This window comes from Arthrobacter sp. 01T414 (assembly GCF_056398965.1).
In genome coordinates this window covers 144564-163403 of the sequence record NZ_JBFTQK010000005.1, presented here as the reverse complement: position 1 = coordinate 163403, position 18840 = coordinate 144564, and the positions used below count along the sequence as shown (strand labels likewise).

At 67.5% G+C, this 18840-nt stretch carries 15 protein-coding genes; 8 read left to right on the top strand and 7 right to left on the bottom strand.

The genetic code is table 11. From position 1 onward, the window contains the following. Positions 1 to 704 precede the first annotated feature (704 nt). From trxA to AC1DK9_RS13100, 5 genes are all read right to left on the bottom strand, one after another. On the bottom strand, positions 705 to 1031 hold the full coding sequence (gene trxA, locus AC1DK9_RS13120) for a thioredoxin (protein WP_476861426.1): 327 nt from the start codon (positions 1029 to 1031) through the stop codon (positions 705 to 707). Positions 1032 to 1068: 37 nt separating this feature from the next. Next, complete coding sequence (gene trxB, locus AC1DK9_RS13115) at positions 1069 to 2025, bottom strand: thioredoxin-disulfide reductase (protein WP_476916181.1); 957 nt, start codon at positions 2023 to 2025, stop codon at positions 1069 to 1071. A gap of 183 nt (positions 2026 to 2208) precedes the next feature. Then, a complete protein-coding gene (locus tag AC1DK9_RS13110) occupies positions 2209 to 3762 on the bottom strand; it encodes an ABC transporter substrate-binding protein (RefSeq protein ID WP_476916180.1) in 1554 nt (517 codons plus the stop codon). 171 nt (positions 3763 to 3933) lie between these two features. After that, positions 3934 to 6030 carry a murein biosynthesis integral membrane protein MurJ gene (gene murJ, locus AC1DK9_RS13105; protein ID WP_476861429.1) on the bottom strand — a complete coding sequence of 699 codons (2097 nt, stop codon included), beginning with the start codon at positions 6028 to 6030 and terminating at the stop codon, positions 3934 to 3936. 100 nt (positions 6031 to 6130) lie between these two features. Beyond that, positions 6131 to 6631 (bottom strand): NUDIX hydrolase, encoded by a 501-nt coding sequence (locus AC1DK9_RS13100; protein ID WP_476861430.1) that lies wholly within the window; start codon positions 6629 to 6631, stop codon positions 6131 to 6133. Positions 6632 to 6849: 218 nt separating this feature from the next. Here AC1DK9_RS13100 and AC1DK9_RS13095 point away from each other — a divergent pair, with 218 nt between their 5' ends. From AC1DK9_RS13095 to AC1DK9_RS13075, 5 genes are all read left to right on the top strand, one after another. After that, positions 6850 to 8322 carry a CCA tRNA nucleotidyltransferase gene (locus AC1DK9_RS13095; protein WP_476861431.1) on the top strand — a complete coding sequence of 491 codons (1473 nt, stop codon included), beginning with the start codon at positions 6850 to 6852 and terminating at the stop codon, positions 8320 to 8322. Next, entirely contained in the window at positions 8323 to 8907 is a 585-nt protein-coding gene (locus AC1DK9_RS13090; RefSeq protein WP_476861432.1) for a histidine phosphatase family protein, read from the top strand. Positions 8908 to 9592: 685 nt separating this feature from the next. After that, positions 9593 to 9733, top strand: a complete 141-nt coding sequence (locus tag AC1DK9_RS13085; RefSeq protein ID WP_476861433.1) for a hypothetical protein — start codon at positions 9593 to 9595, stop codon at positions 9731 to 9733. Between the two features lie 163 nt (positions 9734 to 9896). After that, entirely contained in the window at positions 9897 to 11366 is a 1470-nt protein-coding gene (locus AC1DK9_RS13080; protein WP_476916179.1) for a glycosyltransferase family 87 protein, read from the top strand. A gap of 5 nt (positions 11367 to 11371) precedes the next feature. Then, on the top strand, positions 11372 to 12814 hold the full coding sequence (locus AC1DK9_RS13075; RefSeq protein ID WP_476916178.1) for a phytoene desaturase family protein: 1443 nt from the start codon (positions 11372 to 11374) through the stop codon (positions 12812 to 12814). Positions 12815 to 12832: 18 nt separating this feature from the next. Here AC1DK9_RS13075 and AC1DK9_RS13070 read toward each other — a convergent pair whose 3' ends face one another. After that, positions 12833 to 13531, bottom strand: a complete 699-nt coding sequence (locus tag AC1DK9_RS13070; protein ID WP_476916177.1) for an ABC transporter ATP-binding protein — start codon at positions 13529 to 13531, stop codon at positions 12833 to 12835. 53 nt (positions 13532 to 13584) lie between these two features. Beyond that, entirely contained in the window at positions 13585 to 14682 is a 1098-nt protein-coding gene (locus tag AC1DK9_RS13065) for an FtsX-like permease family protein (RefSeq protein WP_476916176.1), read from the bottom strand. Between the two features lie 199 nt (positions 14683 to 14881). Between AC1DK9_RS13065 and AC1DK9_RS13060 the strand changes: the two genes are divergently transcribed. From AC1DK9_RS13060 to AC1DK9_RS13050, 3 genes are read left to right on the top strand one after another with little or no spacing between them, the layout of a single operon-like run. Further along, a complete protein-coding gene (locus AC1DK9_RS13060) occupies positions 14882 to 16153 on the top strand; it encodes a sensor histidine kinase (RefSeq protein WP_476916175.1) in 1272 nt (423 codons plus the stop codon). Continuing rightward, a complete protein-coding gene (locus AC1DK9_RS13055) occupies positions 16150 to 16806 on the top strand; it encodes a response regulator transcription factor (protein WP_476916174.1) in 657 nt (218 codons plus the stop codon). Before AC1DK9_RS13060 ends, AC1DK9_RS13055 begins: the two co-directional genes overlap by 4 nt. A 54-nt stretch (positions 16807 to 16860) precedes the next feature. Further along, on the top strand, positions 16861 to 18837 hold the full coding sequence (locus AC1DK9_RS13050; protein ID WP_476916173.1) for a penicillin-binding transpeptidase domain-containing protein: 1977 nt from the start codon (positions 16861 to 16863) through the stop codon (positions 18835 to 18837). Positions 18838 to 18840: the final 3 nt, after the last annotated feature.

Sequence of the window (18840 nt, the reverse complement as noted above, 5' to 3'; positions counted from 1 at the left end):
TTCTGCCCTTGATCGGGCCTGCGTCGTCGGCCTAGGTGGCTGCAGGTGTAGTTTCGTTGCCGCCTAGTGCATTAACGGATATTCGGGCAACTAGCGAAGCGCCGGCATGAGAGCGCCGTCGAAAAATGGACATCGTTCAAGGAGCCGAGATGCTGTGTTTCACGTGAAACATTGAAGGACCTGGGCCCAAGCCGCTGCCCGACGTTACGAAACCTATGACGAAAGCCAAGGAACTCGAACCCCTAGGGCTGCGGCCCATCCTGGGTGGGTCGCCGGAATGCAGTACCTGCCGCAACAGGCAATTCTAGGGGGCGGTCAAAATCCAGCTTCCGGGCTGCTTGAGCTGCGCGCAACACTCCCTCAGGCGCGAGTCTAGGCCTACCCAGGTCAGGTTGAAACCCGCCTTGACCTTGAGGCCATCCCGAAGAAAACCTGACCGCAATTCAACTGCTATATGTTGTTTTCCTCCACCGTTGCTGCATGGTGCTGGTGCCGAGCACCATCGGGGTGACCTGTCATGAGATCTCAGTCGGTCGGGCCAGTGCACGCCTCCCCCAACTCCAACCGGTCAGGCCAGGCCAATCGCGGCAGACCCAGTCCCCCGAACCCAATAAGCCCCTGAACCAAAAAGACGGCCCCAACTCGTTCAGTGGGGGCCGTCTTGCCGGCGGCCAGAATCGCGCCGCCGGGGAATCCGCTAGAGGCTAGGACAGGACGTCCGCGAATTCTTTCTCAAAGAACTGCTTGGGCCGCGCGCCGATGACAGTGCCCTTCACTTCCCCGCCCTGGAAAAGGTAGACAGCGGGGATGGAGGTGATGCCGTATTCGGCTGCGATGGCCGGATTGTCGTCAACGTTAACCTTGACGACGTTTACCTTTTCGCTGTACTCGACGGAGATCTCATCCAGAATGGGACCGAGCTTGCGGCAGGGTCCGCACCATTCGGCCCAGAAATCCACGATGACCGGCTTGTCGGCTCCCAGCACGTCGGTGCTGAAGCTAGCGTCAGTTACATCTTTAGCGTTGCTCATAACCTGTCTCTCTCTTGGGTTGCTTGCCGCGCGCTGATTAGGCGTGGAGGTCTGCGAGGTAGTGCTCGACGTCGAGGGCGGCGACACAGCCCGAACCCGAAGCCGTGATGGCCTGGCGGTAGGTCGGGTCGATGACGTCGCCGGCAGCGAAAACGCCCTTGACGCTCGTCTTGGAGGTACGGCCCTGGACGGCAATGGTGCCTTCCGGTGAAAGCTCCAGCTTGCCCTTGACGAGGTCGGTGCGCGGATCATTGCCGATAGCCACGAAGACACCCGTCACGGCTAGCTCAGTTTCGGTGCCGTCGACGAGGTTCTTCAACCGCAGACCGGTGACCTTGTCCCCGCCGAGGACGTCCTCTACACCGGTGTTCCAGACGAAGTTGATCTTCTCGTGGGCAAGGGCGCGGTCGGCCATGATCTTTGAAGCGCGCAGGGTGTCGCGGCGGTGCACGACGGTGACGGACTTTGCGAACTTGGTCAGGAAGAGTGCCTCTTCCATTGCAGAGTCACCGCCGCCGATGACCGCAATGTCCTGATCCTTGAAAAAGAAACCGTCGCAGGTTGCGCACCAGCTGACGCCGTGGCCCGAGAGCCTCTTTTCATTGGGCAGGCCCAGCTCGCGGTACGCGGAGCCGGTCGACAGAATGATGGAGCGGGCCTGGAAGGTCTCCCCTGTTCCGATGGTCACCGTCTTGATGTCGCCGTCGAGGTCCAGTTCGGTGACGTCCTCAAACTGGATTTCAGTGCCGAAACGCTCGGCCTGCTTCTCGAAGTTTTCCATCAGGTCCGGACCCATGATGCCGTCCGGGAAACCCGGGTAGTTCTCGACGTCGGTGGTGTTCATTAACTCACCGCCGGCGGTAACGGAACCCGCCAGGAGCAGCGGCTTCAGATTGGCGCGAGCCGTGTAGACCGCGGCGGTGTAGCCAGCAGGCCCGGAGCCGACGATGATGACATCACGTACTTCGGACGCGGTGTTTTCTGCGTTGCTCACTGAACGGTGAACCTCTTCCTTTGTCGATGCGCCCGCCTGCGTGGCCGGCCACATGGCACAACTAATGCGGGCAGTCGAATATTCCGCCCGGGCTGGGCACAGCGCAGCCGTACCCATCTCTCAGGGTACCGGTAATGACCTGAATGGATCGTCTTGTTGGCCCGTGGTACGCCGGGCTGGTAGCTACTGGATCTTGATTTCGGCGAGTCTAATGCCGTAGCCGTAGCGCGTCTTCGGCGCGGCCAGCTTGGGCAGGCTCTTGATGGAAACGATCACGTACTGTGCCTTGACCGGTTCCTGCAGCGGCATGGTCAGGTCCGACGAGGTGAAGCTGTTGCTGCCCACCTGCTTGGCGCCGTCGAGCGTCGGCCGGTCGTTGGTGAAGATGCTGATGTTGCCGCCCGATGCGCCGAGCTGGCTCAAGGTGACCGAGGAAATCTGGGCCGGGGCCTTGAGCTTTACTACCAGCGGCACACCGTCGGGGGCGAAGCCTCCCCATCCGTCGGTGGCAAATTCCATGTCGGACCAGTAGCTGGCGGCGTTGCCGTCGTAGGTCTTGACCAGGTCGCCGTCATAGGTGGCGGCGAAGTCGAAATTGCCCTGCCGGGTGACTGACTCGATGGCAGGCGGGACCGCGGCGGGAGGCGCGCTCTGGGTTGCGGAGGGCGACCCGGATTTCCCGGAAGTACTGGCCGGCGTGGAGGCCGTGGTCTTGGCGGTCTGGGGCGTGCCGCCCTTGAAAAGGCCACCAAGGTTCGTGACGGCGAAAATCAGGCCAATCACCAGCACGGCGGCCAGCAGGGCGCCGACCAGCCAGCGCAGGGACCGCGGCTCGCGCCGGGGTGCGTCGTCATCGTCGTCGTCGTCATAGCCGTCGTAGCGGTCCTCGGACGCGTTGTTCTTCGCAAAGGCCGGGAAGCTGCCCGCTGCTCGGCCCTCTCCGGCGCCCTTAGCGGCTGCCGCCTGCATCGCCATGGTCCGCTGGTCGGGCTGGGCGTCGTCGTAGTCGTCGTCCTCCCACCGGGAGACCTTCGGCGTCTCGGGGGCCGCCTTTTCGGGGGCCGGCTGGACTGGCTGGGCGGCAGTCGGCTGCGCTGCCGCCTGCTGGGGAGCAGTCTTCGGGGACTTCGAAGCTTTGGCCGCGGCAGCTCCTGCGGCTACGCCCGCAGCTCCGGCGGCTGCGGCACCGGCACCACGGGAACCGGCAGCCGGAGAAGCCGCCGGCGGTGCGGGAACGCGTTGGGCGGGAGTCGACGACGTCGGGGGCATATCCCCGGCCTGGCGCTGCTGGTCCCCATAGTTGATGTACCCGGCGTCAACGTCCTCGTCGTCGTACAGGCCGTCGTAAGTCTCAGGCTCCTTGGAGCGCGGCTGGCCGAAGATCTCGCTGCCCAGCGTGTCCGTGAAGAAGGGTTCGACGTAGGGCGGGTTGGAACTCACCACGAGGTCCAGCAGGTCCGCAGCCGAGGTGTGGTTGGTGATCAGGTAGGTGGCAGCGTCGCTGACCCCGAGGTCAAGGATCTGGACGTGGCCGGGCCGTTCGCCGGTGGCGACCTCGCGGGCGCTCTGGGCGACCTGGTCGGCGTTGCCCGGGCCGGCGACGAGGATGCTCACCGGCCGGTTCAGAACCTGGTCCACTCCGTCCAGCACCAGATCCTGGTCATGCGAGGTCAGTACCGTGGCAGTGACCTTGTAGCGGCCGCCAAGTACTGATCCGACATCGATCGGGTGGGACACGGGTTCCTCCTAGACTGTCCGGGAACTGCCGGCCTCGGCGACTTCGTCGGTCACCTAAGGCCCCCGGTAAAGCCGGTTGACCCTTGGTCTGCAACTCCCCTTGTTAGTCTTCGATCCTAGCCGATGCTGTGTCCGCGCCGCGTGATCCCGGCGGCGGTAACCGGCAAGGTTTCATTTTTTCCTTCGCCGGTCGAACGGGAAGTAGGGGTTGTGGCCGGCCTGGCCCTGGTAGGTCCGACGCCCCGGCAATGGAATTTCGGCCCGGCCCTGGCTGGCCTGGGCGGTGCCGGGACGTTCCTCCTCCGGAAGGTAGCCGCGGTCGGCCGCCCAGCCCTGGTTGTCCCCGGCTCCAAGGTCGGGCCCCGCACGGAACGACGCGGCGTCGAATTCGCCCGAGATCCGGGGGATCAGGCCGGTGTCCACAGACGTGGTGGCGCGTTCCGGAACCCGGCGCGGCGGAGCCGGAACCTCGTGGGCGGCAGCCTCACCGGCGCCGGTCTCGGTGCCAGTCTCAGGCCGGGTTTCGGGCATTGATTCCGGGGCCGGGGCGCTGCGCCGCAGACGGCCCAGCAGCGGCTGCAGCAGGTCCTGCAGTTCCGTGACCCGGAGGAGCTTGAGCAGGACGAAGTAGACGGCGAGCATGACGGGCCCGACGACGACGACCGTCACGAGGGCCGCGGCCCGGCTGCTCCAGGCGAAGCCGTCGGCGTGGTAGCTGCCCATCAGCCAGAGGGCTCCGGCACCCGCCACTGCCGAGCCGAGCGCCGCGTAGCCCATGCGGATATAGGAGCTGGCCACCCGGGGCCCGTCGAGGTGCCCGAGGAGGCGGCGGAGGAAGAAGGCACTGACCATGACCGAGAGGATGTTGCCGCCGGTGTAGAGGATCGCGATCGCGAAGATGATCTGGTCGAACGGCAGGAACTGGATGAAGAAGGCCGACACCACATTGACCAGGGCCAGCACCAGCTGGATGAAGAACGGGGTCCGGGCATCCTCGTTGGCGTAGAAGACCCGGGACATCATGAAGTTGGCGCTCATGAACGGGGTGCTGAGGGCCAGGATGGTAAGCGTCTGGGCCAGCATGACGCCGTCCTGGCGCACATCGCCGGAGAAGAACATGCCCAGCGGACCGGCCAGCGCGAAGAGCGCCAGTGCGCCGAAGACCGTTGCCACGGCCATGGTCCGCAGCCCATGGGAGAGTGCACTGCGCAGCGCGGCCCGGTCCCCGTCCTGGGATGCCCGGGTCATCCGGTTAAACAGCACGGTGGCCAGCGAGAGGGCAATGATGGAGTGCGGCAGCAGGTACAGCTGGCTGGCCACCTCCAGTACCGCGTTGCCCGGAATGTTGGCCGCTGCGGGGTCGCCTGCCTGCTGCAGGCGTAGCCGTTCAGTGCCCGGGATCGTGGCGATGCGCATGACGTAAAGGAATGCCAGCTGCCCGACGGCGGCCGTGGCCAGGGTCCAGACGCTCAGCTTCGCGGCGTGGCCCAGGCCCACACCTCGCCAGCCGAAGCGCGGGCGCAGCCCCAGGCGCAGCCGGAAGACCGGAATAAGGAGAATGGCGGTCTGGGCGACGACTCCGATCGTGGAGAACCCGGCGACGAGGATCGTCTGGAACGCGCCCCAGTTGTCGATGGTGTGCGGGTTGGTTGCGTTGGCGCCCATGATGCCGATGAACATGCCCAGCCCGGCGATCGCCACAATGTTGTTGATGATCGGCGCCCACATCGCGGGCCCGAAGGCCCCGTGGGCATTGAGGACCTGGGTCAGCAGGGCGTACAGGCCGTAGAAGAAGATCTGCGGAAGGCACCAGAACGCGAAGGAGACCGCGAGGGCCTGCTGCTGCGGCGAATAGCCCTGGGTGGTCAGTTGGATGACCGACGGTGCCAGCAGCGTCACCAGCAACGTGAGCGCGAGCAGCACCAACACGGCCAGCGTCAGCAGGCGGCTGATGTAATCCGCCCCGCGGTCCGGCGCCTTGCTGGCCTTGATGATCTGGGGCACCAGGACAGCATTGAACACCCCGCCCGCCACCAGGAGGAAGATCAAGTTGGGGAGGTTGTTGGCATTGATGAAGGTGTCGTTGACGGTGGAGCCCAGGCCCAGGGCGGCCGCCAGCATCCACGTCTTGGCGAAGCCCAGGAACCGCGAAACGAGGGTCCCGGCGGCCATGACGGCGCTCGAACGCGCCTCTCCGGACTGGACGGCTTGGGAATCGGACCGGCCGGAGGGGGCGGACTTTTCGAACGGGGGCTTGGCGGCAGACATTATCTTCATCGTCTCACCCGGGCGCGGCTTTGTGCGTAATCCGGGCACCGGCGGCGCGGGTTCGTGATCTTCCGGGGCGACAGGGCCGCCGCGGTCCGCGTCAGCGGTGTTCGGGCAGGACTTCCCGGGCGAGGTCCGCAATGCGGCGCTCATTCGGGAAGGAGAGCTTGCGGGCGAGTTCGTGGATGGGAACCCAAGCCACGTCCACGGCTTCCTGGTCCGGATCGTTCTCGATGGTCAGTTCCCCGCCGGTGGACTGAAGGAGGAAATGGTGGACGGTCTTGTGCACGCGGTGCCCGCTGACCGTGAACCAGTAGTCGATGCTTCCGAGCGGGGCGAGGATCTTGCCTTCGATCCCGGTTTCCTCCGCAATCTCACGGACTGCGGCTTCCTCGTTGCTTTCCTTGCCCTCGGGGTGGCCCTTCGGCAGGCACCATTCAAGGCGGCCGCCCCGGTTGAGGCGGGCGATGATGGCAACCCGCAACTCGGCGTCGGAGGTGTCCACCACGACGCCGCCGGCGGAGACTTCCTCGACGGTCGGCAGCGACGCCTGTCCCGGGTGCGGGGCGGGCGCGACGTTGGCACCGATTGCCGATGGCAACGGTGGGTTCGTCCTCCTGCCGGGAGCACTCGGTACGGGATGGGCCATGAAGTCCACTCTAACGACTCTTGCCCGGACTTGATGACCTAAACATGACAGGAAAGTGGCCGGGCGGAAAACTGGACTGGCGCGCCTGCCTGTCCGCGCCGCGCACGCCGGCGGAACGGGGACCGCCCTGGTGTGGTGCTGGCCGGGATTTCTGACAAGCTTAAGAGACTATGGCGCACGCACATCACCAGACTGACTCCCACACCGTCGATTTCCAGGTAGATCCGGTGGTCCTTGAGCTTGGGCAGCGCTTTGTCGACGCCGGTCACGAACTCTCCCTGGTCGGCGGGCCGGTTAGGGACCTCTTCCTGGGCCGGGTATCGCCGGACTTGGACTTCACCACGGATGCGACGCCGGACCAGACGTTGGCGCTGATCAAGAAGTGGGCGGACAACTACTGGGAGATCGGGCGCGCCTTCGGGACGATTGGCATGCGCAAGGCCGGTTTCCAGATCGAGATCACCACCTACCGCGCGGAGGCCTACGATCCGGAATCCCGCAAGCCGGTAGTGGCGTTTGGATCTTCGCTTACGGATGACCTGCTGCGGCGGGACTTCACCATCAACGCCATGGCCCTGCGGCTGCCGACCCTGGAGCTGGTGGACCCGTTCGGCGGCGTCCGGGACCTGCACTCGTCTACGCTCGCCACCCCCGGCTCGCCGGAAGACTCCTTCTCCGATGACCCGCTGCGTATGATGCGCGCCGCCCGTTTCGCCGCGCAGTTGGGCGTAACCGTGCACGACGACGTGCGCCAAGCCATGACGAAGATGGCTGAGCGGATCAAGATCATCTCCGCCGAGCGCGTCCGCGACGAACTGGTCAAGCTCATCTGCGCCCCCCGGCCGCGGACCGGCGTGGACCTGCTCGTTGAGACGGGGCTGGCTGAGTTCGTGTTGCCCGAGGTCTCCGCCCTGCGCCTCGAATCCGATGAGCACCACCGGCATAAGGACGTGTACCAGCACTCGCTGCAGGTCCTGGAGCAGGCCGCGGCGCTGGAATCGGAGGCCGACGGTCCGGTGCCCGGCCCCGACTTTGTGCTGCGGTTCGCTGCCCTCATGCACGACGTCGGCAAGCCCGCCACCCGCCGCTTCGAGCCCGGCGGAGCGGTGAGCTTCCGCCATCACGACATGGTGGGGTCCAAGCTCACGTCCAAGCGGATGAAGGCGCTGCGGTTCGACAACGACACCATCAAGGCGGTGGCCAGGCTGGTGGAGCTGCACATGCGCTTCTACGGCTACGGCGATGCCGGCTGGAGCGACTCGGCGGTCCGCCGCTACGTCACCGACGCCGGCCCGCTGCTGGAACGCCTGCACCGGCTGACCCGCTCGGACGTGACCACCCGCAACCAGCGCAAGGCAGAACGGCTCGCCTTCGCCTACGACGATCTCGAGGCGCGGATCGCCGCCCTGCGCGAGCAGGAGTCCCTCGACGCCGTCCGCCCCGACCTCGACGGCGGCCAGATCATGGCACTGCTCGGACTCAAGCCCGGCCCCGTGGTGGGCCGGGCGTACAAGTTCCTGCTCGAGGAACGGATGGAACATGGTCCGCTCGAGCCGGCCGTAGCCGAAGCCAAGTTGCACGAATGGTGGGCGGCGCAGCCGGAAGCTGCCGCCGTCGACGTTTCCCCGACAGAGGAGTCCTAAGTGATTGCACCTTCCAACGGCCCCCGTCCCCAGCTCTGGATTCTCCGCCATGGTGAAACGGAATGGTCCAAGAGCGGGCAGTACACCGGCCTTACCGACCTTCCGCTCACGGTGGAAGGCGAGCAGCAGGCCGTGGAGGCACGGAAGGTGCTCGACGCCGTCGACTTCGACCTTGTGCTGACTTCCCCGCTGCGCCGCGCCCGGCGCACCGCTGAGCTCGCAGGATTCCCGGACGCACAGCAGGAACCCCTGGCGGTGGAATGGGACTACGGCGAGTACGAAGGCATCAGTTCGGACCTGATCCGCAAGGACAATCCCGACTACCTCATCTGGACCCACGGGGTGCCTAACGGGGAAAGTCTGGATGACGTCGCCGCCCGCGCCGACAAGATCGTGGCCCGCGTGCTCGAATCCGGCTTGGACAATGTGCTGGTTGTGGCGCACGGCCACTTCTCCCGGATCCTCACCGCGCGCTGGCTGGGACTCGACGCCCACGAGGGCCGCCACTTTGTGCTCGGAACCGCGAAAGTTTGCACGCTCGGCTGGGACAAAAAGACCCCCGCGATCGTCCGCTGGGGCCTATAAACTGCGTTTCCGAAAGTTTTTCTAAAAAACTTTATGAATTCGGTGGTCAAACACTGTATTCGTGGTGTATTTTTATTTCTGACCCCAGAGCGACTTGCCAGGGTCACGGCGCGCGTCGCCCGGCCTGTCAGCCGGAGCCACGGCAGGACAGAAAAGGAGGTTGGGAAAAATGATTACTTTGACTAGCGGATGGATGTTTACCTTCACCGCCACCCCGGCCTCTGACGCTGCCGCGCGCCCGAAAGTCGGACTGCCCGCCTGCTAGCTTCCATCACCGGCTGAGGCCGGCGCAGGAAGATTGCCAGGCCTGTCCCACGGGGATGGGCTGCGGACGGTTTGACCCGACGGAAGCACGCTTAGCGCGGCATCCCAGTGCAGCATCCCTAGCTGCAGCATCCCCATAGTTCGGAACCCAGCTTCTTGTTGGGGTTGCGCACTCGGCAGCAGGGGCCCATCTTTCGCTTTGCGAAAACAATCAATTAGCATCGGGCATTTCTATGCCTAATTGAGGCTGAATTCACTCTAATTTCGAGGGCCTTAATTGTCATGCCCAATTACTTTTAGTTCCACAACAACGAAAGGCTCCATTGTGACTCTCGCGACCGGTCCAACCGCCCGAACCGCCACCCGGCGGGGCATCGGGAACCAGCTTTCACGCCAACACCCCCGGAGGGAGGTGACCACCATGATCCGACAACTGCAGGACGTGCTGATCTTCAAATCGCAGCCGGTACGCAAGGACAGGACGCAGTTCAACGCCCAACTGCTTGAGCAACGGCGCGAAGACATCTTCCTCGCAATGCACCAGATGGGACTGATCCGCTGATGACAAGTACCGGAACCGATCCGCAAGGAGCCCACGCGGCGACGCGTGGGCTCCCCCTTTTAACCGCCCTTTAGCGGCCGGCCCTGCCGCCGTATCCATCCCCGGCTGCCGGGGCCCGGCGTCCTGCCGCCGCACAGCGCAGCCGCCCCGGTAAGCTCAAGGCATGCAGGAGACAATGCCGCCGGAGAACCGCAAGCGGACCCGACTGGTAGTCCCAAGCCGCAACGACCTGCTGCTGCGGAATTTCACCGAACTCATCGGCGGCCCGCTCGGCCGCCGCACCGCCCCCGGCATCGTCTCCCCCGGGTTCTTCACGGTTGAACGCGTCCTCGTCCTGCTCACCGTTTTGGCCGCACTGGTGGGGATCCTGCTGAAAAGCTACTGCCGCAGCAAGGGCTGGGCATCCCCCGGACAGTTCTATGCGACCTGCTACTCCGATTTCCCCGAACTGTTCAGGAACCGAGGACTCGGCGACGGAGCCTTCCCCTTCGTTACCGCAGGCAGCTTCTTCGAGTACCCCGTGCTGATGGGCTTCATCGCCGGCGCCACCGCGCTGCTGGTTCCCGGCGAGGGCGTAAACAACTCCCGGGTGCTGGCCTACTTCGACGTCAACGCCACCCTGATCGCCGCTGTCTGGATCGTCACTGTGCTGGCCACCGCACGCACAGCCCGACGCCGGTCCTGGGACGCCGCCATGGTGGCCCTCGCCCCGGGCATCGTGCTCGCCGGCTTCATCAACTGGGACATGTGGGCGGTCGCGCTCCTGGCCCTTGGCATGTATTTTTTCTCCCGGAACAAGCTGCTGCTCGCGGGCATCTTTATTGGACTCGGCACCGCGACCAAGCTCTACCCATTGCTGATCCTCGGCGCCGTGCTGTTGCTGGCGCTGCGCACCGGCAAGATTCGCGCCATCCTCGTCACGGCAGGCTCCGCCGTCGCGGCCTGGCTGGCCGTCAATCTTCCCGCGGCCGCCGTCGACCCGGCCGGCTGGAAGTACTTCTACCAGTTCACCGAATCCCGGCCCGCAGGCTACAGCTCCCCCTGGTTTGCCTTCAATCTGGTGGCCGGCCGCCTGGGCTGGATGCCGTTGCAGGCCGAGACCATCAACAGCGCCGCCCTCAACCTCTTCCTGCTTGCCTGCGTGCTGATCGGGGCGCTGGCCCTCGCGGCACCCCGGAGGCCGAGGTTGGCGCAGCTCGTGTTCCTGATCGTCGCCGCCTTCATCCTCACCAACAAGGTGTACTCGCCGCAGTTTGTGATCTGGCTGATCCCGCTGCTGGCGCTGGCGCGGCCCCGGTGGCGGGACTTCCTGATCTGGCAGGCCATCGAGGGCCTGCACTGGGCTGCCATTTGGATGTACCTGGGCCAGGTCACCAGCGGAGGGCCCACCCAGCACAACATCGACATGCCGTACTACGTCCTGGCCGTCGTGGCGCACATGCTCGCCACCGGCTACCTCATGGTCCGTGTGGTGTGGGACATCTGCGACCCCGGCTATGACGTCATCCGCCGCGGGGGCGTTGATGATCCGCACGGCGGCCCGTTTGACGGCGCCGCCGACTGGTTGCGGCTGGACCTCCGGCGACCAGCGGCCTCCGTGTTGCCGTGGCGGCGCGCCCATGCGGACGCCTGATTCCCATGCCTGACGTCGCCGTCGTTGGTTCCGGTCCGAACGGGCTGGCGGCCGCAGTCACGATGGCCCGCGCGGGGCTGGCGGTACACGTCTACGAGGCGGCCCCTTCCGTTGGTGGAGGGCTCCGGACCTCCGAGTTGATGGAGCCTGGACACTTCCACGATGTGTGCTCCGCGGTGCACCCGATGGCCCTTGCCTCGCCCTTCTTCCGAAAGTTTGAGCTGTCCGAGCGGATCCGGATGGTGGTACCCGAGCTCTCCCACGGCGCGCCCCTCGACGGCGGCCGGGCGGCGCTGGGTTACCGCTCGCTGGAGCGGACGGCAGCGGGCCTCGGGCGCGACGGCGCGGCCTACCGAAGGCTCATGGCGCCCCTGCTGGACCGGCCCGACGGCGTCGCCGACCTCACCCTGAACCAGCTGCTCCGGATACCGCGGGACCCGTTGGCGGCCGCGATGTTCGGACTGCGGACCCTCGAGCAGGGCACCCGCTGGTGGGGCGCGAGGTTCCGGGAAGAGCTGGCGCCGGCCCTGCTCAGCGGGGTTGCCGCGCACGCCGTGGCCCCCCTGCCGACGTTGCCCGCGGCCGGCGCCGGCCTGCTGCTGAGCGCACTGGGGCACGCCGGCGGCTGGCCCGTCCCGGTGGGCGGTTCGGCGTCCATCGCCCAGGCGATGGTGGCCGACATCGAGGCCCATGGCGGCGTGGTGCAGACCGGGACACGGATCGGATCGCTGGCGGAATTGCCTCCGGTCCGGGCCACCCTGCTGGACGTCGCTCCGCCCGGATTGCTCCGGCTTGCCGGGTTCCGCCTGCCCTCCCGCTACCGCCGTGCGCTCCAGTCCTTCCGCTTCGGTAATGCCGCCTGCAAGGTCGATTTCATCCTGTCCGGTCCGGTGCCGTGGGCCGCCCCGGAACTGGCCGACGCCGGCACCGTGCACGTAGGCGGAACCCGGGCCGAGACGGCGGAGGCGGAACGCCTGGTGGCTGCCGGCCGGCACCCGGAACGGCCCTATGTCCTGGTCTCCCAGCCTTCCCGGTTCGATCCCGGCCGGGCCCCCGCCGGCCGGCACATCCTCTGGAGCTACTGCCACGTTCCCGCCGGCTCGACTGTGGACATGGGAGAGGCCGTCACGGCCCAGTTGGAACGTTTCGCCCCAGGCTTCCGGGAGCTGGTGGTGGCCTGCCGGGTAACGACGGCGGCGGAACTCGGCGGCTACAACGAAAACTACGTCGGCGGCGACTTCAGCGCCGGTGCCATGGATTTGCGCGGCCTGCTTCGGCGGCCGGTCCTGAGCACCGTGCCGTGGCGCACACCGCTCCCGGGTGTGTACCTGTGCTCCTCGTCGACACCTCCCGGCCCCGGCGTGACCGGAATGCCCGGTTTCCACGCCGCCAGGTATGCCCTGAAAGACGTGTTTGGCATGCCGGTTCCCGGGCTGGGGAGCCCCTAACTAGGGGCTAAGCAGCGGCTACGGCGCCGGGGCGAGAACTCCGGCCGCGGAGAGACGGCCATCGCGCATCGTGGCCACGGCGTCGGTGTAGGAAACCATTCCGGTGTCATGCGTGACCATCAGGGTCGCCACGCCGAACTCGTCCGTCACCCGGCGCAGCAGCCGGACAATCTCCTCGCTCCGGTCGTGGTCCAGCGCCGCCGTCGGCTCATCGACAAGGAGTACCGCAGGGCTGGCCATCAAGGCCCGGGCAATGTTGACCCGCTGGCGCTGTCCGCCGGAAAGCTGGTGCGGGCGCTTGTCGAGCACCGATCCGAGGCCAACCCGGCCCAGCAGGTCCGCGGCCTTTTGCCGCGCCTCGTGGAGCGGCTCGGTCCGCAGGTGGGCGGCGATCAGGAGCTGTTCAACCGCGGTCAGGGACGGAAGGAGGTTCGGCTGCTGGAAGATGATGCCGATGCTGTCCCGTCGGAGTGCGGTCAGCCCGGCATCCGGGAGGGCGCCGGCGTCGTGGCCCGCCACAACGACGGACCCTTCGGTGGGCCGGACCAGGGTCGCGGCCACGGCGAGCAGCGACGACTTTCCGGAACCTGACGGTCCCACCAGCGAGACGAATTCGCCGCGGCGGACCTCCAGGCTGACGTCGTCGAGCGCCCGCAGGATTTCCTCGCCGTCGGGATATTCGAGCGTGACGTTGCTTAGTTTCAGGGCGGTTTCCATAGATATGCCTTTCAAGGAATGTTTGAGTGCCGAGCGGAGTGGGTAGGGAATGGTTAGTTGCCGCCGAGCGCCAGCAGGGGGTCGACGCGCGTGATGCCCCGCACCGCCAGGGCAGCGCCGGCCAGGCCCAGGAGCACGATCCCGGCGACCGGCAGCAGCGTGGTTTGCGGGGTGGTGAGGAACGGGGCGGCACCGGCGGCCAGCAAACCTCCGAGCACGCCGGCGACTCCCCCCACAGCCGCCCCGGCCACGAGCACGACCGCAGCCTGCACCATGGCGTCCTTCAACACGTAGGCCGAGGAACCGCCCAGCGCCTTGAGCACGGCGATATCCCGCGTCCGTTGCACTGTCCAGACGGTCAGGAAGGCCACGATGACCAGGGCGGAGATGCCGTAGAGGAACGCCTGCATGAGCATGAGCGAACCGTTTTCGCTGCGGTAGGAGCCGAGCGCCTGGAACGAGCCGTCCCGGGTGGTGCTGACTGTTCCGGCCGCGACGTTGGCGGCGGCGACGTCGACCTTGGCGCCGCCGTCGAAGCTGACCGCGATCACGGTGCCGAGGGCGTCCTTCCCGGCCAGGTGGGCCAGCTTCCGCCAGTCCCCCAGCGTGGTCCAGACGACGCCGGTGTGGGAGTACCACTGGTCCGGCACCACAGCCGATACCGACAGCTCGGTGCCGCCCACCGAGACCCGGCTGCCGGGGGCGAGGTCCAGTTCCTTGGCCAGCCCGGCCCCGACCGCAACGGTGCCCTCGGCCACCGGGGCCGGGGAGAGGGCACTGCCGCCGCCGACGCCGAACACGGCGACGTTCGCCGTGCCGGCAGGGACTCCCCCGGCGCCAAGGCCCTGCAGCCGGCCCTGGCTGATGCCCAGTGCCTCGGCGGCGCTGACGCCGTCGCGGGCGGACCAGCTGGCCACCTGCGCGCCGGTGACCTCGGATTCGGTGAAGGAGGCCTCGGGGCTGCTGCCGGCGGGGGCGCCGAAGGCCAGCTGGTCCGCCGGGAGGCCGGCGATGGCGGAGGTCGACTGGTTGCCGAGTCCGGCCGTCAGGCCGGAGAGCAGCACCAGCAGCAGGGTGATGAGGGCTACGACGCCGCCCATCAGGGCGAAGCGGCCCTTGGCGAAGCGGATATCGCGGATGGCGAGAAACATGGGTGTCCTTTTTCTGGTGGTGGTTGGCCTCGCTTCCACTCTCCCGGTGCGCGGCGTCTGTTCCATCGGGCCTCCGGATGGTCCGCCGCGGCCGTTTGGTTGGTGCGTGGATCAACCAATTGGTTGATCCTGGTCCGGCGGCGGCGTTTTGGGCGCCTTCGCGGGGTGCGGCCGGCGGTGCCGCGGCTAGGCTGAAACCATGGACGGCGGAAGCAGCGGGGCAGCGGGAGAAGGCACCGGTGCAGCGGTCATCCTGCGGGTCCTGCGGGTCAGCCTGCATGTGGGATTCGCTGTGCTGCTGCTCGTGGCGCTGGCCAGGCTGCTGGCCGCCGGCCTGGACCGGGCCGGATGGCTCAGCCTGGTCCTGGTCCTGTGCCTTGCAGGGGTGTATCTGGCCGGCACCGTGCTGGAGAAACGCCACTCCGTCCGGCCGGGACGCTTCGATCCGCGGCCCTACTCCACGTGGTGGCTGGGCGCGGTCTGCCTGCTGTGGCTGCTGCTGGTCTGGGGCAGCGCAGACTTCGTCTGGCTGGCCTTCCCGCTGTTCTTCCTGCAACTGCACGTGCTGCCCCGCCGTGCGGCACTGCCAGCGATCGCCGCCAGCACCCTGCTGGTGGTCATCGCGCTGTGGCTGCACAACGGCGGTCCGGAAACCGCCCTGCAACTGCCCATGCTGCTCGGCCCCGCGTTCGGAGCAGCCTTCGCCGTCGTCACCGGCCTGGCCTACCGGGCCCTGTACCTGGAGGCAGAAAACCAGCGGCTCGCCGCTGAGGAGCTGCGCCGCACCCGCGCGGAGCTGGCGCGCAGCCAGCACGACGCCGGAACCGTGGCCGAGCGGACCCGGCTGGCCCGGGAAATCCACGACACCCTCGCCCAGGGTTTCTCCAGCATCGTTTTGATGGGACGTTCGGCCGAGCACGCGCTGGACACCGGGGATCTGGCAGCGGCCAGGAGCCGGCTCCGGACCGTCCAGGACACCGCGGCCGCCAACCTTGCCGAAGCCCGCAACTTTGTCCGCGGCCTGCAGTCCCCGGAACTGGAACAGGACTCGCTGGTCAACAGCCTCAGGCGCCTGTGCGCAACGACGGAAGCGGAGGCGGCCGCCCAAGGCAACGCCCTGCGCTGCAGGCTTGAAATCGACGGCGCTCCGGCGGAACTTCCCAACCCGTACCGGACCACGCTGCTCCGTGCCGCCCAGGCCAGCCTCGCCAACGTGCGGAGCCATGCCAACGCCGGCAACGCGGTCCTCACGCTCTCCTTCCTGGGCGCCGAAGTGGCGATGGACATTTTCGACGACGGTTCCGGCTTCGACCCCTCGGCGGTGCCGGTCCGGGGGGACGGATCGGGCTTCGGGCTGCAGTCCTTGCGCGGGAGGGTCGCGGCACTGGGCGGGACCCTCGACCTCGAGTCCGCGCCCGGGGAAGGTACGGTGGTGGCCATCCGGCTGCCGCTCGGAAGGGAAGAACAGTGAACGAAATCCGCGTCCTGCTGGTCGACGACCATCCCGTTGTCCGGGCCGGACTGCGCGCCATGCTCACCGATTTTGAGGGCATCAGCGTCGCCGCCGAGGCCGCCGACGGCGCCGCCGCCCTGGCCACGCTCGGGCGGCTGCACACGCTGGGCGAGCCGGTCGACGTCGTGCTCATGGACCTGCAAATGGGCGCCGGCATGGACGGGGTCACCGCGACGGGCAAGATCAAGGCCGGCGAGGCCGGGACGCCGCCTCCGCCGGTGCTGATCCTCACCACCTTTGATTCCGACGCGGACATCCTCGCCGCGGTGGAAGCCGGCGCGAGCGGGTACATGCTCAAGGACGCGCCGCCGGACCAGATCCGCCAGGCGGTGCTGGCCGCCGCGGCGGGCCAGACAGCCCTGGCCCCGGAAGTGGCCGCACGCCTGCTGGGGCGGATCCGGAACCCCGAGCCGGCCCTTTCCGCCCGCGAGATCCAGCTCCTCGAACTACTGGCAACCGGCCTGGGGAACGGGGCCATCGCCAGGCAGCTCTTCATTTCCGAAGCGACGGTGAAGACACACCTCGTGCACATCTACGGCAAGCTTGGCGTGGACAACCGGACCGCGGCCATTGCCGTGGCGGCGCAGCGGCGGATCATCCGGCGGGGCTAGCCGCGGCAGTCCCTGTGACACGGGCCTGTCCCTGGCTCGGGGCATAATGGCGCCATGGGGAAAATTCAGAAGCTTTCGCTCGCTCTTGTCGGTCTGGTCCTTGGCGCCTCGCTGGTGGCGTGCGACGACGGCCGGTCCGGCGCGCAGGACGCAGCGAAACAGCTTGCATCGGCAGTCGCCGCACTCGACGTCGGCACCGTGGCATTCGACGGCAAGGACTCCGGCGAGGCGAACGAGCGGCTCAAGGCGGTCTTCAAGGCCCTCGACCCGGCCAAACCCGCCATCGCGGCCGGGGAACTGAAGCTGGACAAGGACACCGCCACGGTCCCGCTGGACTACAGCTGGAAGATCGGCGCGGGTGAGTGGAAGTACACCGTCACCGCGCAGCTGAAGAAGGCGGACGGGAAGTGGGAGACGGTCTGGAGCCCCGAGCTGCTGGTGCCCAGCCTCGCCGAAACCGAAGTGCTCGGTACCGCGACCGATTCCCCGCAGCGGGCGGACATCCTCGGCGCCGGCGGCGCAAAGCTCGTCACCTACCGGCCGGTGGTGCACGTCGGCATCGACAAAACGCAACTGGAATCCGCGGATCCGGCAGCCTCGGCGGGCAAATTGGCCCGCCTTGTGGGCGTCGACCCGGCCGCCTACACCAAGCAGCTCGCAGCATCGGGGCCCTCGGCCTTTGTCTCGGCCATCACCCTGCGCCAGGCCGGCCGGACCATCACCGACCAGGAAATCACTGCGATACCGGGCGCCCGGGCCATCCCCGACACGCTGCCCTTGGCGCCCACCCGCAGCTTCGCCCGGGCCGTACTCGGCACCGTCGGTGAGGCCAGCGCCGAGCAAATCGAAAAGTCCGGCGGCGCCCTCCGGGCCGGCGACACCACCGGCACCGGCGGCCTCCAGCAGCAGTACGACGCCCAGCTGCGCGGAACCAGCGGCATCCAGGTCTTCGCCCAGACCGAGGGCCTGACCGCGGAGCAACGGCAGGAACTGCTCAACAAGGGCCGCCGCATCCTCTTCCAGGAGCCGATGAAGCCCGGAACCGCACTCAAGACCACTTTGGACCCGCGCCTTCAGCAGCTGGCCGAGGACGTGCTGGCCGACGTCGGCCCGGCGTCCGCGATCGTCGCACTCCGTCCCTCCAGCGGCGCGGTCCTCGCCGCCGCCTCCGGCCCCGGCAGCAACGGTTACGACACGGCCATGCTCGGCCAGTACGCACCGGGCTCCATTTTCAAAATGGTGGACTCGCTCGCCATGTTCCGCAACGGCATGACCCCGGACAGCAAAGTCGACTGCCCGCCCACCCTCACCGTGGACGGCCGGAAGTTCAAGAACGCCGAAGGCTACCCCGCCACGTCCCTGGGGTCCGTGACCCTGCGCGACGCCTTCGCCCACTCCTGCAACACGGCCTTCATCAACGCCCGGGGCAAGGTCAGCCAGGCCCAGCTGGAGTCCGCGGCCACCTCCCTCGGTGTTGCCGTGGAGGCGCCGAAGCTGGGCGCGGCCGCCTTCCTGGGCTCCGTTCCGGGCGAGGCCGAGGGCACCGAACACGCCGCCTCCATGATCGGCCAGGGCAAGGTGCTGCTGTCCCCGCTGTCCGCCGCCGTCATGGCCGGTTCAGTGGCCAAGGGAGCGCCGGTGTCACCGCAGCTGGTGCTCAACCCGAACGCCGCGGCGGCAGGGAGCCCCACGCCGTCGGCGGGCCCGACGGTGACACCCTCGACGTCGGCGCCGGCTCCCGCCAAGGCCTCCGGCACGCCGGTTACTGCCGCGGAAGCTGCCTCCCTGGCGGACATGATGCGTGCCGTGGTGACCTCGGGCCACGCCGGTTTCCTCGCCGACGTGCCCGGCGCCCCCGTCGGCGCCAAGACCGGCACGGCCGAATTCGGCAAGGACAACCCGCCGAAGACGCACGCCTGGATCGTCGCGGTTCACGGGGACCTCGCCGTCGCCGTGTTCGTGGAGGACGGCGGCCTCGGTGCCACCACGTCGGGGCCGCTGCTCAAGGACTTCCTCACCGCCGCCGGCTGACRC